Consider the following 12,822-nt stretch of genomic DNA (forward strand, 5'->3'; position numbering starts at 1 on the left):
CAACAGGATTGATCAGATGTCGGGTGTGACAATCAACAATGTGAAGAAGGCCTATGGCGGATTCGAGATCCTGCATGGCATAGACGCGGAGATCCAGGACGGCGAGTTCGTCGTCCTCGTCGGGCCCTCGGGCTGCGGCAAGTCGACCCTGTTGCGCATGATTGCCGGTCTCGAGGGCGTCACGTCGGGAACGATCGCCATTGGCGACCGAGTCATCAACGAGGTCCACGCCAAGGACCGGGATATCGCCATGGTATTCCAGAACTACGCCCTCTATCCGCATATGACGGTCGAGCAGAATATGGGTTTCAGCCTGAAGCTCGCTGGCAGGAAGGCGCCGGCGATCAGGACGAGCGTCGAGCAGGTGGCCGGCTTCCTTGGCCTCTCTCCCCTGCTACGGCGTTATCCGAGACAACTTTCCGGTGGGCAGCGTCAGCGTGTCGCGATGGGCCGCGCGCTCGTCCGCAATCCAAAAGTCTTCCTGTTCGACGAGCCGCTCTCCAATCTGGACGCCAAGCTTCGCGTCCAGATGCGCAGCGAGATCAAGTCACTGCACCGTCAATTCCCGACCACCGCCGTCTATGTGACACATGATCAGGTCGAGGCGATGACGCTCGCCGACAGGATCATCGTCATGTGCGGCGGACGGATCGAACAAGTAGGTACGCCGGGTGAGCTCTACGAGCAGCCTGCCAACCTGTTCGTCGCTGGATTCATTGGCTCTCCGGCCATGAACTTTCTGCCGGGAGAACTCGCCGATGACATGAGGAGCGTTCTCCTGGGCGAGCAGAGGGTGTCGGTGAAGGCGCCGGGCCACGCCAAGCCCCGTCAACGGGTCACTGTCGGCTTCCGTCCGGAACGTATCAGGTTCTGCGACAGCGGCGGGATCCACTTCAAGGTCGCTGATGTCGAGTTCACCGGCGCGAATTCCTACGTGATAGGCCACATCGGCCGCGAGCAGATTTGCGCCAGCGTCAACGGCCGTACTCATGTAAAGGCGGGGCAATCGGCCTCGATCGCCATCGACCCGGCTTCCATCCATCTGTTTGACACGACGACCGGCAAGGCTCTCGTCTGAAGGCCTCACTCCGGCCGGTAGGCTGAGCACGCTTCACTGCGCCGGTCACCGGACGGAACGGCTCGAGCGGTCACGGATTACCGAGCGCGAGACCAGTTTGCGCGTCGAAGAAGTAGATGCGCGCCGGATCGATGGCGAGCGATACCTCGTCATTCGCCCGAAGGCGAAGCCGGCCCTCGAGTCGCGCGGATATCTTTGTCAAGCTGCTCCCGCCCAGAAGCGACGTGTAGACGTCCTTGGCCGTGAAGTCGAAATCGAAAGGAACCGCCGGCGTCCTGGCGGAGAACGAGACGGATGAATGGTCGCCCAGCATCTCCATGTCGGTGATACGGGTATTGAAGGCGACTCCGCCCGGGGGCGCCACGCCTATGTCTGCCGGCCGCACGCCGATAACGATATACCCATCTGCTCTGCCGGCAGCGTCCGCCAGTGCCTGGCTCTGCATCGCCTGCGGCAGGGCGATCACGATATCGCCCATGCTGATCTCGAGGGCGCCACCACGGCGAACCAGCCTGGCAAGCAGGATGTTCATCGGCGGACTGCCCATAAAACCGGCGACAAAAACATTATGAGGCCTTTCGAAGAGCTCGGTCGGCGTGGCGAACTGCTGGACGTTCGTGTTGCCGCTCTCGCCGATCGGGCGGAGCACCGCCACGCGGGTGCCGAGAGTGAGGGCCTCGACCTGGTCATGGGTCACATAGACGGTCGTGACCCCGAGTCTGGAATGCAAGGCGCGCATCTCCGCGCGCATCTCGACACGAAGCTTGGCGTCCAGATTGGACAGCGGCTCGTCCATCAGGAATACCTTGGGGTGCCTGACGATCGCCCTGCCGATGGCGACCCGCTGACGCTGTCCGCCCGACAAGGCCTTCGGCTTGCGCTGGAGCAGGTTTTCAAGCCCGAGCGACCTGGCGACGTCGCGGACGCGACGATGACGCTCGGCCTTGCTCAGACCTGCGACCTTCAGGGCGAAGCCGATATTCTCCTCGACGGTCATGTGCGGATAGAGCGCATAGCTTTGAAAGACCATCGCGACATTGCGCGCCCGGGCCTTTACCGCATTGGACAGCAGCCCGCCGATATAAAGCTCGCCTTCGCTGATGTCCTCGAGGCCGGCGATGATGCGCAGCAGCGTCGACTTGCCACAACCCGATGGTCCCACCAGGACGATGAACTCGCCCTCATCGATGGTCAGGTCGACCTGCCTGAGCACATCCGTGCCGGCATAATGCTTTCCCAGTCCCCTGATGTCGATCGCGCTCATTTTGATTCCTGCCTATTTCAAGCTGCCGCTGGTCATCCCTGTCATGAAATACCGCTGGCAGAACACGAACAGCATTCCGATCGGTATCATGGCGCAGGTATTGGCCGCCATGATCAGTCCCCAGTCGGCGCGCGACTGCTCGGCCTTCATCGAGGAAATTCCGACCGTGACCGTCTTGAGCCCATCGTTGGTGATCGCGACGACCGGCCACAGCAGATCCACCCATTGATACATGAATGTCGTGATCACCACGACCGCCAGTGCCGGCGCGACCAGCGGCAGCACGATGCGCCAGTAGATCGTGAAGACCGAGCATCCATCGAGCTTCGCCGCCTCCTCCAGCTCGTAGGGAATCGTCGCCATGGCCTGCCGCATGAGGAAGACGCCGAGCGGATAGGAGAGATGAGGCAAAATGAGCGCCCACGGCGTATTGATCAGTCCGATATCGCGCAGCAGGAGGAAACGCGGCACGATGGTCACCGCCGGCGGGACCATCATTGCGGCGATCAGCAGAAGGAAAATAAGTTCTTTGAACTTGAACTGCAGCCGCGCGAACGCATAACCGGCCAGCGAATCGATCCCCACTTTCAACAAGGCGGTCGTAGTCGCGACAAACATGCTGTTGCCCAGCCAGTTCAGCATGGACGTATCGGAGAACAGGCGATGGAAATTGGCGAGCGTCACATCGCTCGGCACCAGGTCCCAGGGCGAGAAACGCAGGATCGTGGACTCACGCAAGGCCGTCGAGAGCATGAAGACGAAAGGATAAAGGACCAGGACGGCAATGATCGTCACGCCGATGTAGATCGGAAGCCTGGAGACCTGACGGTTCAGCGCCGGGCGGTGACGGAGCAGCAGGGTCCGGGATGCGGAGGTCATGTCTATCGGTCCGAGGGGAGGACTTTGAGCAGCACGGCGGTGATGCTCATGACGGCGAGCAGCAGCAATGTCGAGGTGGCGGATGCGAGACCGAGCTGGTCGTATTTGAAGGCATTGCTGAAGATATACCAGGCGATCGACTCGGTGGATCCGCCTGGCCCGCCACCCGTGATCATGTAGACCGCATCGAAGAGCTGGAAGTTGAAGATGACCGCCATGATCAGGCAGAAGGTGATCGTGGGACGCAATTGCGGCAGTGTGATCGACCAGAATTGGCGGATGGGCCCGGCGCCGTCCAGTTCCGCCGCCTCATAAAGCTCCTCAGGAATGGCGACCAGTCCGGCGAGGAAGATCACCATGTAGAAGCCCACGCCTCGCCAGAGCTCGACCAGGACGATGGTCAGCGTGGCCATCAGAGGCGAAGACAGCCACTCCACCTCGCGCACGTTCACGACCGCCAGCAGCATGTTGATCAGCCCGACATTTGGAAAGATCATGAACAGCCAGAGCGTCGAAAGCGTCACCATCGGGGCGAGGCTCGGGAAGAAGATCGCCGCCTTGAAGAAGTTCTTCCCGCGAATGAACTTGTCGTTCAGCAGCACCGCCATCGCCAGCGACACCGCGAGAACCGACGGAACGATGATGACGAAGTACAGGAGGGTGAATTTTATGGTTTGATAGAACTCTCTGTCCGACCAAAGCGTCAGGTAGTTGTCGAATCCCGAATAGCTGAATCCTGACAGGATACCGCCTTCGTAGAAGGACAGCACAATGGTCGTGATCAGCGGGCCGGCCTGGAAGACGACGAAGAAGAGGAGCGCCGGAGCCAGGAATAGATAGGCGACGGCATTGCTGAGGAGCGCCTCCCGCAATCCAAGATGCGCTTTTCCGGACCGACGAGCGGCTGAGAGGACATTCATTGATGGCAAGCCAGATGAAATTGTCAAAGCCGGGCCGGCGCACGGATCGCACCGGCCCCGCCGGGATCAGCGGAGAACCCGCTCCAGAGAGGCCTGGGCGTTTTTCGCGGCCTCTTCGGGTGCAATTATCCCAGACAATGCGGCCTCGACCTCCTTGAACCACAGATCCACGATCTGATTGGACTTGGGCACGATCGGTATATTGCGGTTCTGCGCCATGTTATCGAGAAAGGCCTTACCGTCGGGATCGCTCTGGTAGAGATTGGTGTCCACGCGTGCGGGGAATAATCCGACCGCTGCGATATACTGCTCAACCACCTGCTTCGACGTTATGAACTTGACGAATTCCCAGGCCTCTTCCTTGTAAGCGCATTCATTGGCGATGGCGAAATATCCCCAGTCCTGGAAGTTGTGCTGCCCGCCGGGGCCCGTCGGCGACTTGACGATGCCGTATTTCAGATCCGGCGCTTCCGCTTTGAGCTTGCCGAGCACCTCTGCTGCCATGTTCTGCACGGCAATGCTGCCACGCACGAACAGATCCTGTCCCTCTTGAGCGGAATAGTTGCCGATCGGAGCGATCAGCTTCTCGTCGAACAGCGCCTTCAGCCACTTCATCGTGTGGACCGAGGCATCGTCGTCCACGCGAGGTTTTCCGCTCTTGTCCAGGATGTCTCCACCCATCGACCACAGGAACGGCAGATAGCTTTGATAGCCGAGCTTGGCCGCCGCGACCGGAATATTGCCCGGGGTCTCGACGCCGCTCGCCTTCAGCTTGCGAAGCGTCTCGACCAGGTCGTCCATCGTCCAGTCATCGGTGGGATATTTGACACCAGCCTTGTCGAACATGTCCTTGTTGTAGAGCCACATGCGCGGACTGGTCGCGAACGGGACACCGACCTGCATCTCGCCGAAATGGGCGACGGTCCAGAGTGGGCCATATCCGCCCTTCACCTGATCGGACCAACCGGCGGCATCGATATCCACGAATTTTTTGTTGTAGATGAAGGCCGGAGAGAACGCGTCGACCATGTAGCTGACACAGGGCGCGTTGCCGCTGGCAAAGGCCGCCGTATAGGCCTCGTTCCAAGTGTTCCAGGGGGTGATCACATGATCGATCTTCACGCCGGGATGTGCTTTTTCGAATTCGGCAATGTACGGAGACCAAAGGGCAGCCTCGTCCGCGCTGTGCGGGGCCTTCCAGAACCCGATTGTTTTTGTCTCCTCGGATGAGGCCGAGCTCACCAAAAACAACGAGCCGACAGCTCCCAGGAGCCCGACAATCGTCCTGTACTTCATGCGATCCACCCTTTTCTTGCAAGACATCGCCTGGCGAGATCACCAGGCGGCATCCGTTATTTTGCTACAATGTACAATAACATTTACAATCATGAAAAGGATGCTTGTCAACTTTTTTATATCAACGTATGACATTCTACAATGTAGAAATACTGGTTGGCTTCCGGGGGAGGCGCGCAATCGGTCAGTCGAAGCAGGCGCGCATAAGGATTTTTGGAGCAACTTACTTGGCACGCATTCTCGCAATACATGCACATCCTGACGATATCGAGTTCCTCGCCGCAGGTACTTTGGCGCTTTTGGCCGACACGGGAAATCACGACATCGTCTTCTCTACGCTGACCAGCGGCGACAAGGGATCGCACGACCTGTCGGCGCCGGAGATATCGGCGCTGCGCCGGAAGGAAGCCGCTTCCGCGGCGGCGGTCATCGGCGCGCAGTATCTGCCCGGAGATTTCCTGGACCAGGAAATCTTCTCGGATAACGCGTCTCGGCACGCCGTGGTGGAGCTGCTGCGAAAGACACGTCCCGACATTGTTCTCACGGCATCGCCCGTGGACTACTCCCCGGATCACGAAGCGACGAGCTTGCTCGTGCGCGACGCCTGCTTTGCGGCAGGTTCACCCAATTACCAGACAGACTCGCCTTCTATCGACGGAATCCCCGAGCTCTACCTGATGGATCCGCTGGGTGGCATCGACCGCAGCGGCGACCTGATCGATCCGGATTTCATTGTCGATATCACCGGCAAGATCGCGGTCAAACGCGCGATGCTCGAGCATCACCAGTCACAGCGTACCTGGCTGAAGGCCCACCATCATATGGATGATTATGTGAATCAGATGGAGATATGGTCGGCCGAGCGGGGCAAGCGCATAGGGGTTGCGTTTGGTGAGGGGTTCCGGCGCTATCGCGGCCATCCGTTTCCCCAGAATTATCAGCTCGAAAGCTTCCTTCAGGATCGCCTGGTCAAACGCGCTAGCGGACGGTTGCGCCAGATCTCTCAGCGCATTCTCTGGAAAGCTGAAATAGACGGCCGGCCGCACCACGCCGCCCAGCGCCTCATAAAGCTTGCGCGCCCCTTCATTGGCGACATCGGTGGCGAGATCGATGCGGCTGATGCCCTGCTCCAGCGCGACGCCGGCAATGAAACGCAGCATCGCGCGGCCCAGCCCCTGGCCGCGTCGCTCGGCGCGCACGAACAGGTCCTTGACGAAGATCAGCCCCTTCAGGTCGCGGCCCGGGCGCAGCAGCGCGAAGCAGCCGAGCCCCGCCGGCTCGTCGCCCGCGAAACAGAGGACGAAACGCGTGCCCTCCTGCGTCCGGATCGTCGCCTCGGCCATGGCGGCATAGGCTCCCGGCGCGGGCAGGACCTCGCCGGGCCGGTAATACGCATCCATCAGCCGTAGAAGCCCGGCGACGGTTTCACTGTCGGCAAGGGTCGCGAGACGGAGGATAGCCCGCCTCAGCTCATCGCCTGGCGCGGCGCAAAGCCGGTCGGCGCGCCGCGTGAGGCGGGACGATGGTCGAGTTCCTTCTCGGCCAGGAGCTCGAGCTTGCGCAGCTCCGCTTCCTCTTCCTGGAGGAGGCCTTGCGCGCTCGACTGCTGGTCTTTCAGGTCGCCGACGGTCTTGAGGATATTGTCGCGCCGTCCGCGCGTCGACTTGGCGGCCATCGAATAGTTGAAATGGGCGGGATCGTTGACGCCGGTGCGCTGTTCCTCGATCTTCATCTGCGCGTCGAGATCGTCATATTTGCGCATCAGATCCGCGATCATCGCTTCGATATCAGCGACCTGCCGGCGTTTTTCTTCTGTGCGGAAGCGGTGCAGCCTGAGAAGCGTCTCACGGGACGAACGCATGTAACCCTCTTATACTCAACACACGGGTGCCCGGTAGCGCGAGTGCCCCCCGCCCTCCCTAGGCATAGGAATACGAATCAACTAACTTGGAGATTCGAACCTCTGGAGCCCATACTGGGCCCGTAACCTTAAGACCGGGTAAATCCGGGCTTCCGGCACCGGGGGGAACAGTGATCTTGAGTCAGGTTTATTAGATTTTGTTAACCTTTCCGGGCGTATGTTAACGATCAACGTTAACTGAACGTTTCACGGCGAGGTTTCTTAGGATTCGCGGGCCGTGAGGCGTCGCAGTCCGGGGCGGATGAAGGGGATACGCATGAGAGTTCTGCTGATCGAGGACGATACAGCGACGGCCCAGAGCATCGAGCTGATGCTCAAGTCGGAAGGGTTCAATGTCTACACCACCGATCTCGGTGAAGAGGGCGTCGATCTCGGCAAGCTCTATGATTATGACATCATTCTTCTCGACCTGAACCTGCCCGACATGTCGGGCTATGAAGTCCTGAAGACGCTCCGGGTCAGCAAGGTGAACACGCCGATCCTGATCCTGTCCGGCCTGGCCGGTATCGAAGACAAGGTGCGGGGCCTCGGCTTCGGCGCCGACGATTACATGACCAAGCCCTTCCACAAGGACGAGCTCGTCGCTCGCATTCATGCCGTGGTGCGCCGTTCCAAGGGCCATGCCCAGTCGGTCATCACCACCGGCGACCTCCTCGTCAATCTCGACACCAAGACCGTCGAAGTCGGCGGCCAGCGCGTACATCTGACCGGCAAGGAATACCAGATGCTGGAGCTGCTCTCGCTGCGCAAGGGCACCACCCTCACCAAGGAGATGTTCCTCAATCATCTCTATGGCGGCATGGACGAGCCCGAGCTCAAGATCATCGACGTGTTCATCTGCAAATTGCGCAAGAAGCTCGCGACCGCCGCGGGCGGCAAGAATTTCATCGAGACGGTGTGGGGCCGCGGCTATGTGCTGCGCGAGGGTGCGCCGCAGGAAGACGATATGCGCGAAAGCGCCTGACGGTTCGGGCGCAGAAGGGGTTGGGAAATCCCGGTGCCGCAAGGCGCCGGGATTTTCTTTTGGTCCGGCGCCGACTTTCGAGCGAGGCCCTCAGCTGCCGGCCGGGATCAACTGCGCCAACAACCGCGCGAGTTCGGTTTGCCGGCGGCATCCCGTCTTGCCGAGCACGTTTTTCACCTGATTGCGCACGGTCGCGATGCTCTTGCCGTCAGCGCGCGCGATCTGCTCGATCGTCTGACCCGCCGCAATCCGCGCCGTGACCACCGCCTCGGTCGGCGTCAGGTCGAACAATACCTGCAACAGCGCGGTCGCCCGCGTCGGCTCATTGGACGCCTTCGTCAAGACGAGAATAGCCGCCGCCCGGCCGAACAGGTCATGGGCGGCGCGGCGGATCGGCACGACATGCAGAACGCCGGGCAGCCTCCCCTCGCCGGCCGCGATTGGCAGGGACCGGACGCCGCGTTCCGTGGCGATGAAGGCGAGCGCCTCTTGAAGCAGCCCGTCCGCGCGCCGGTCCAATAAGGCGATGCGGTCGCCGCCGCGGCTCGTCCACACATCCGCTTCGGCGTCGAACTCGGCATTGGCGACGAGCACCACGCCCGTCTCGGTGACCGCACAGGCCGCGAGCCCGAGGGCCGAAATCGTCTCGACCGCCGTCCTGGCACGCTCGAACAACAAGCGCATCGATATCAGGGACGAGCGGGCAATATGGGCGCGCAGCCCGTCGAGCCGCGTGATAGCCTGCTCGTCGAAGGTTCCGAGTGCTGCCCGGCGCTCGATATTCAGGACAACCGCCTCCCCGCCCGGATAGTGAATGGCGGTAGCGGCGCCGCTTCCATAACCGCGCGGGATAAGGATTTCCGTATAGAGCGGTTCACGCTCGATCTCGCTTGCGCTGAATACATGCGCATCGGTCACGAACCCCGAATGTCTGGCTGCAAGCAATCGCTGCGTCCGCGGATTTGACGCGCCCGGAAATCGCTTGAAGATGAGCTGCCAGGTTTCGGCGAAGTCGGCGGAGGTCGCGACCATCCGCACCGTGTTCATCTGCACCGTCGACAGGAGCGCCGCCTCGCCCGCGACGGAATCGGCAATCTGCGCGATGACTCTCGTCCAAAGCTCCGGCAGCACCGAGGCTTCATAGATGCGGTCTACGAGATCATCCGCCTCGGCGCCAACGATGGACGCAGGCCCCGGCAAGAGGGCCTCACGCGCCGACGGCCACCGGGTTGGTGGCTTCGGCGATGGCACTCACCACCACATCGGCACCGTCCAAGGCCAGCGACAGCGGCATGCCCGCCGCTTCGGCGAGCCGCTTGGTGTAATAAGGCTGGATCAGCCGCGCATCGATCTCCTCGAGCGGGGCGGCCCCTTTCAGAACCTGGTCGGTCTTCTCGAAAATCTTGGCGCCCTCACCGGTGGCCCGGATGGTGAAGCCGCCTTCGATCGCTTCCGCCTTGACCACGCCGCCGCGCGGAATGGAGCCCATGGCGATCAGCATCATGTTGAGCAGGAGCTTGACCTGCTGCTTGGGCCGGTTCTCGCGCGGCACCTGCCAGTCGAGCTTGATCTTCTCCTCGCCGACAAAAGCCTTGGCGACATCGCCCGCCTCGCCCATGTCGATGATGGCGCCGGCCGAGCCCGCGGCACCGAAGGCGATACGGCAGAATTTGAGCTTGGCCGAGGCCTGCTTCGCCGATTTGCGCACCAGGTCCATCGCCATGACGCGCATCGCCTCGTCGTCCTCGACCTCGAGCAGCTCGAGACCATTGGTGATGGCGCCGACCGGCGAGATGACGTCGTGGCAGACTCGGCTGCACAGGAGGGCGGCAAGGTCGAGATCGCTCAAGAGGCTCTGCTGCATCGGCGGCACATATCCTGGAGGTAAGGGTGATTCGTGTGACCGTTTTACCAGATCGAGGTGAATAATTCCGCATTGACCGATGCGCGGGCTTCAGGGCATAGCGGCCCCCATCATGACTGCTCAAGCCTCCCTCTCGTCCCGCCTCCTGGCCCTTGCCGACCTCGCTCTGGCTGCCGGCCGGGAAATCATGACCATCTATGCGAGGCCCGTGGTCGCCCGCGAAAAGGCCGACCTGACGCCGGTGACCGAGGCGGACGAGGCGGCCGAGAAGATCATCCTCGCCGGCCTCAAGGCCCAGGATGGTGGAACTCCGGTCATTTCCGAGGAGGCCGCGGCGGCAGGCTTCATCCCCAAGACCGGCCAGCGCTTCTATCTCGTCGACCCGCTCGACGGCACCAAGGAGTTCCTCAGCCGCAACGGCGAGTTCACCGTCAATATCGCACTCGTCGACACCGGCATCCCGGTCGCCGGCATCGTCTATGCGCCTGCCATCGGGCGCATCTTCTGCGGCGAACAGGGCCTGGGCGCCTTCGAGGCCAAGATGGAAGGTGAGCAGGATCTTTCGCTGTGCGCCTGGCGGCCGCTCAAGGCACGTAAAGCCGCGCCCGAAGGCCCCGTCGTCGTCGCCAGCCGCTCGCACCGCGACGAGCGCACCGAGGCCTATCTCAAGGGCCTGAAGGTGAAGAAGATCGTGTCCGCCGGCTCCTCGCTCAAATTCTGCCTCCTCGCCGCCGGCGAAGCCGATCTCTATCCGCGCTTCGGCCGCACCATGGAATGGGACACGGCGGCGGGCCACGCCGTGCTTGCCGCCGCCGGCGGCCATGTCGAGGTCGAGACCGGTGACCCCCTACGTTACGGCAAGGCCGAACGCGGCTACGACAACCCGGCCTTCATCGCCCGGGGCGCCTGAACACCTCCATTTTAGCGCCCTGTTAACCAAAAGAACGCCACTTTGTCGGGCTGAAATCCGCGACTCAAAGCTGCCACAAGCAGCGCTTAGAGTAAGGTTTCATAACAGGTGGGATTCAAGCAGGTCGAATGGCCAGGACACCGCGTCGCGGGAGTGCCGGTTGGGTGACGTGCTGAAGGAGTTGTGCATGAGCAAGATTATCAACCGTCGCCAAGCCCTGGCGCTTCTGGGTATGGGCCTCACCGCCGGTGTCGTGGGCTTCGGGCCCGCCGAAGCGGCCACCAAGCGCAAGCAGCAGACCTATTCGTCCGGCGAGATCGTCGATGCCGGTCAGAAATTCTTCGGCAAGACGACGCGGGGCGTGGCTGAAGCGGTGGAATATGTATTTTCCAGCCAGGGTGAGCCCACCGCCTATATCGTCGGCGAGGAAGGCTCCGGCGCCCTGGTCGGCGGCCTGCGTTATGGCGAAGGCGTGATCTATTATAAGAACGGCACTCGTCAGAAGGTCTATTGGCAGGGCCCCTCGATCGGCTTCGATTTCGGCGGCAACGGCTCGCGGGCACTGGTGCTGGTCTATAATTCCTCGGCCCCGCGCGACCTCTATGACGAGCGCTTCGGCGGCGTCGAAGGCTCGGCCTATCTGGTTGGTGGTCTGGGCGTGAATTTCCAGAAGAACCGGGATATAATACTGGCTCCCATCCGGACGGGCGTGGGCGCCCGGCTCGGGGCCAATGTCGGTTATCTCAAATATACGAGAAAGCCGACCTGGAACCCGTTCTGAGCCGGTTCTGGAGCGATTTAGCCGTCGCTCCGCCACATTTGCCACGCTATGGTGGGTCGGAAGGCTTCGCTTCGGCGAGCTTTGAGGCGGCGTGGCGTAGAGGAATTCATGTCTCAGCTTGAGACGTTATTGTGGTTCGGCCTGGGCTTCGCGGTGGCGAGCCTGATCGCCCTTTTCCTGGGTCGCGCCGCCTGGCGCTCGGGCGTCAGACTCGGCGCCCGCCGCATGGCACGCAAGGTGCCGGGCACCGTCTCCGAGCTGCAAACCGAGCGCGACAGCATGCGCGCCGAAAACGCCATGATGGCGCGCAAGCTCGAAGTGCGCCTGGGCGAGCTGAAGGCGAAGCTCGCCGAACAGACCGCAGAGGTCTCGCGCCACCGCAACCGCATCGAGATCCTGGCCGCCGATCTGAGCCTGCGCGAAAAGGTCGGCTCCGGCCACATGGCCGAGATCACCCGCCTGCAGCAGCATATCGCCGAACTCGAGGCCGATCTCGCCCAGCGCGCCGAATCCAATCAGTTGCTGGCCGCCAAGGCGCAGGCCAAGGACAATGAGCTCACCGAGCGCGGTGATGAGATCGCCGGCCTCAAGAGCAAGATCTGGAAGCTGCAGACCAAGAGCCAGCCGATCGAGGAGAGGCTGGCCGAGGCCGCCGAGCAGAGCGACAAGCTCGCCGCCGAGATCCGTGCCCTCGACAAGGCCTGGCCGGAAAAACTTACCGAGCTTGGCTTCGAAGACCGCGCCGGCGAGCCGGAAGCCCCGGTGGAAGTGGAAGCGCCGGCAGAACCGGCGGCAAAACCGGTAAACGGCTCCGGCAAGTCCAAATCGGCCAAGAAATCGGCAAGCCAAAGCCAGTCGGCCCAGCGTTTCCCCGGCAATGTCGTCTCCCTCGCCCAGCGCATCAAGGCGCTGCAGAAGACCATCACGCGCTGAGGGTCTTTTCCC

General features: G+C 61.8%; 13 protein-coding genes and 1 pseudogene. 6 read left to right on the forward strand and 8 right to left on the reverse strand.

The features are described from left to right. The first annotated feature begins 16 nt into the window (after positions 1-16). Positions 17-1,078 carry an ABC transporter ATP-binding protein gene (locus JHL16_RS14845; protein ID WP_200185610.1) on the forward strand — a complete coding sequence of 354 codons (1,062 nt, stop codon included), beginning with the start codon at positions 17-19 and terminating at the stop codon, positions 1,076-1,078. A 70-nt stretch (positions 1,079-1,148) separates the two neighbouring features. Here JHL16_RS14845 and JHL16_RS14850 read toward each other — a convergent pair whose 3' ends face one another. The 4 genes from JHL16_RS14850 to JHL16_RS14865 all read right to left on the reverse strand — a co-directional run bounded on the left by JHL16_RS14850 (position 1,149) and on the right by JHL16_RS14865 (position 5,437). Beyond that, positions 1,149-2,342, reverse strand: a complete 1,194-nt coding sequence (locus tag JHL16_RS14850; RefSeq protein ID WP_200185611.1) for an ABC transporter ATP-binding protein — start codon at positions 2,340-2,342, stop codon at positions 1,149-1,151. Between the two features lie 12 nt (positions 2,343-2,354). After that, positions 2,355-3,221, reverse strand: coding sequence for a carbohydrate ABC transporter permease (locus JHL16_RS14855; protein WP_200185612.1), 867 nt, complete (start codon positions 3,219-3,221; stop codon positions 2,355-2,357). Between the two features lie 2 nt (positions 3,222-3,223). Beyond that, positions 3,224-4,093: a carbohydrate ABC transporter permease gene (locus JHL16_RS14860; RefSeq protein ID WP_200185613.1), complete on the reverse strand. Its 870-nt coding sequence runs from the start codon at positions 4,091-4,093 to the stop codon at positions 3,224-3,226. 114 nt (positions 4,094-4,207) lie between these two features. Beyond that, positions 4,208-5,437: an ABC transporter substrate-binding protein gene (locus tag JHL16_RS14865; protein ID WP_200185614.1), complete on the reverse strand. Its 1,230-nt coding sequence runs from the start codon at positions 5,435-5,437 to the stop codon at positions 4,208-4,210. Between the two features lie 128 nt (positions 5,438-5,565). On the opposite strand from JHL16_RS14865, the pseudogene JHL16_RS35520 reads away from it, so the two are divergent. Next, positions 5,566-6,033 (forward strand): annotated as a pseudogene (locus tag JHL16_RS35520) (PIG-L deacetylase family protein); the annotation flags it as partial. Positions 6,034-6,225: 192 nt separating this feature from the next. Here the strand turns inward: JHL16_RS35520 and JHL16_RS35525 are convergent. Together JHL16_RS35525 and JHL16_RS14875 are read right to left on the reverse strand one after the other, a co-directional pair. Next, positions 6,226-6,837, reverse strand: coding sequence for a GNAT family N-acetyltransferase (locus JHL16_RS35525; protein ID WP_420884557.1), 612 nt, complete (start codon positions 6,835-6,837; stop codon positions 6,226-6,228). Positions 6,838-6,902: 65 nt separating this feature from the next. Next, positions 6,903-7,298, reverse strand: coding sequence for a flagellar export protein FliJ (locus tag JHL16_RS14875; RefSeq protein ID WP_200185616.1), 396 nt, complete (start codon positions 7,296-7,298; stop codon positions 6,903-6,905). Positions 7,299-7,614: 316 nt separating this feature from the next. Between JHL16_RS14875 and ctrA the strand changes: the two genes are divergently transcribed. Further along, positions 7,615-8,322, forward strand: coding sequence for a response regulator transcription factor CtrA (gene ctrA, locus JHL16_RS14880; protein WP_119389369.1), 708 nt, complete (start codon positions 7,615-7,617; stop codon positions 8,320-8,322). 90 nt (positions 8,323-8,412) lie between these two features. On the opposite strand, the gene JHL16_RS14885 is transcribed toward ctrA, so the two are convergent. Both JHL16_RS14885 and chpT read right to left on the reverse strand, forming a co-directional pair. Next, on the reverse strand, positions 8,413-9,453 hold the full coding sequence (locus JHL16_RS14885; RefSeq protein ID WP_200185617.1) for a helix-turn-helix transcriptional regulator: 1,041 nt from the start codon (positions 9,451-9,453) through the stop codon (positions 8,413-8,415). Positions 9,454-9,529: 76 nt separating this feature from the next. After that, the gene (chpT, locus tag JHL16_RS14890; RefSeq protein ID WP_137858184.1) at positions 9,530-10,186 is read right to left on the reverse strand and encodes a histidine phosphotransferase ChpT; all 657 of its coding nucleotides are present in this window, start codon (positions 10,184-10,186) and stop codon (positions 9,530-9,532) included. Positions 10,187-10,298: 112 nt separating this feature from the next. Here chpT and cysQ point away from each other — a divergent pair, with 112 nt between their 5' ends. The 3 genes from cysQ (at position 10,299) to JHL16_RS14905 (ending at position 12,810) form a co-directional block, all read left to right on the forward strand. Then, positions 10,299-11,096, forward strand: coding sequence for a 3'(2'),5'-bisphosphate nucleotidase CysQ (gene cysQ / locus JHL16_RS14895; protein ID WP_200185618.1), 798 nt, complete (start codon positions 10,299-10,301; stop codon positions 11,094-11,096). Positions 11,097-11,283: 187 nt separating this feature from the next. Then, a complete protein-coding gene (locus JHL16_RS14900) occupies positions 11,284-11,877 on the forward strand; it encodes a DUF1134 domain-containing protein (RefSeq protein WP_246770942.1) in 594 nt (197 codons plus the stop codon). Positions 11,878-11,985: 108 nt separating this feature from the next. Next, the gene (locus tag JHL16_RS14905; RefSeq protein ID WP_200185619.1) at positions 11,986-12,810 is read left to right on the forward strand and encodes a hypothetical protein; all 825 of its coding nucleotides are present in this window, start codon (positions 11,986-11,988) and stop codon (positions 12,808-12,810) included. Positions 12,811-12,822 lie beyond the last annotated feature (12 nt).

Source organism: Taklimakanibacter albus, from assembly GCF_016595235.1.
Classification (GTDB): domain Bacteria; phylum Pseudomonadota; class Alphaproteobacteria; order Rhizobiales; family Aestuariivirgaceae; genus Taklimakanibacter; species Taklimakanibacter albus.

What these genes read in the sequence shown, in the direction of transcription:
- chpT (WP_137858184.1), bottom strand. Translation starts at nt 10,186, where the DNA reads ATGCAGCAGAGCCTCTTGAGCGATCTCGACCTTGCCGCCCTCCTGTGC.
- JHL16_RS14855 (WP_200185612.1), bottom strand. Translation starts at nt 3,221, where the DNA reads ATGACCTCCGCATCCCGGACCCTGCTGCTCCGTCACCGCCCGGCGCTG.
- cysQ (WP_200185618.1), top strand. Translation starts at nt 10,299, where the DNA reads ATGACTGCTCAAGCCTCCCTCTCGTCCCGCCTCCTGGCCCTTGCCGAC.
- JHL16_RS35525 (WP_420884557.1), bottom strand. Translation starts at nt 6,837, where the DNA reads ATGGATGCGTATTACCGGCCCGGCGAGGTCCTGCCCGCGCCGGGAGCC.
- JHL16_RS14900 (WP_246770942.1), top strand. Translation starts at nt 11,284, where the DNA reads ATGAGCAAGATTATCAACCGTCGCCAAGCCCTGGCGCTTCTGGGTATG.
- JHL16_RS14865 (WP_200185614.1), bottom strand. Translation starts at nt 5,437, where the DNA reads ATGAAGTACAGGACGATTGTCGGGCTCCTGGGAGCTGTCGGCTCGTTG.
- JHL16_RS14845 (WP_200185610.1), top strand. Translation starts at nt 17, where the DNA reads ATGTCGGGTGTGACAATCAACAATGTGAAGAAGGCCTATGGCGGATTC.
- JHL16_RS14905 (WP_200185619.1), top strand. Translation starts at nt 11,986, where the DNA reads ATGTCTCAGCTTGAGACGTTATTGTGGTTCGGCCTGGGCTTCGCGGTG.
- JHL16_RS14850 (WP_200185611.1), bottom strand. Translation starts at nt 2,342, where the DNA reads ATGAGCGCGATCGACATCAGGGGACTGGGAAAGCATTATGCCGGCACG.
- ctrA (WP_119389369.1), top strand. Translation starts at nt 7,615, where the DNA reads ATGAGAGTTCTGCTGATCGAGGACGATACAGCGACGGCCCAGAGCATC.
- JHL16_RS14875 (WP_200185616.1), bottom strand. Translation starts at nt 7,298, where the DNA reads ATGCGTTCGTCCCGTGAGACGCTTCTCAGGCTGCACCGCTTCCGCACA.